At 41.0% G+C, this 1,216-nt stretch carries 1 protein-coding gene; it reads left to right on the top strand.

The features are described 5' to 3' along the window. Positions 1-200: 200 nt before the first annotated feature. A partial coding sequence (locus AWU77_RS20420; RefSeq protein ID WP_193747471.1) for a hypothetical protein occupies positions 201-1,216 on the top strand: 1,016 nt, incomplete at its 3' end.

Below are 1,216 nucleotides of genomic sequence, written 5' to 3'. Positions count from 1 at the left end.
CTCATGGATCACCTCTGGAGTAAGTTTACTCAGTTTCTAAGGTGTCCGATATTCGCGGTAGGGATCATTCTTTATTTTGATTCAATTTTCAGTTGTTATATCCAAACTTGCCGAAGGCAATAAAAATCTTATTCAGGAAGTAGGCATACTCAAAGCAGAGCTCAAAAAACTTCAGTTAAGCATTAAGGAAAAACAATAAAATGAAAGCCCTGATATATAAAACCTTAAGTTCAAAAACTCTTTATCTACTTATTATCACACTCGGGCTCATTGCCTATAACCTGAAATCTATTCAGCCGACGTTTTCTGATTTCACTTTAACCACCCCATCTGGCAATACCCAAATCATCGGCACACCGGGTTTTATACAATCACCCGAAAGCGGCGTTTACCGTTTGGTCGGCACGGTAGAAATGACTAAGAACGCCAGCTCCACCCTGCGAATTATTCCCGATGACGAAATCTTATCGCTCTCAATTAATCAGCGCCCGGTAGACCTCAGTCATATTCCCTACGAACAACGCAGGGACTACAACAAAGGTTTTACCTATGATCTCAGTGAATACCTACACGACGGAAAAAACCAGATACAGATTCTTTACTCTGATCAGGGTGGTTTGATGGGTATAGTGATTAGTGCAGAGGGTGGCGAAGGCTTTACCAAATTAATTTATTTGTTGTTAACTATTTTTGCTGTACTGATTTCGCTCAAACTAGTCAACACATTTAAGTTTTCGACTCCGATTAAAGTATTGTTTATCGGAGCGTTATTAATTCGCCTGGTTTATTTTATGGTAACACCGGGCGATGTTCGCGACCACGACCTGGGCGATCATATTGGATATAGCGAATACCTCACCCAACACTGGATGCCACCACCAGTCGATTACGCCACCGGCGGTGCCTTTTTCCATCCACCACTTTATTACTACACCGGCGCTATAGTTTATAAAGCGACGCAGTTAATTGAACCTAATAATAAAGTTGCCATCTATCGCGTACAGCAGTTGTTAAGCCTTGTTTACTCCATGGGCTTTGTTTTATTTGGTTTAATGATTCTCAATGAATTGCTAAACCTTTATCGCAAACCAAAAACAGAAACAATTATTTCAGGAGAGGAAGCACAAGAAGCACAAGAAGCACAAGAAGCACAAGAAGCACAAGAAGCACAAGAAGCACAAGAAGCACAAGAAGCACAAGAACAGCCTGGCTTTAT

The organism is Cellvibrio sp. OA-2007 (assembly GCF_000953825.1).
GTDB lineage: Bacteria > Pseudomonadota > Gammaproteobacteria > Pseudomonadales > Cellvibrionaceae > Cellvibrio.
The sequence above is the reverse complement of the archived record's forward strand: the minus strand, read 5'-3'. Positions and strand labels throughout refer to the sequence as shown.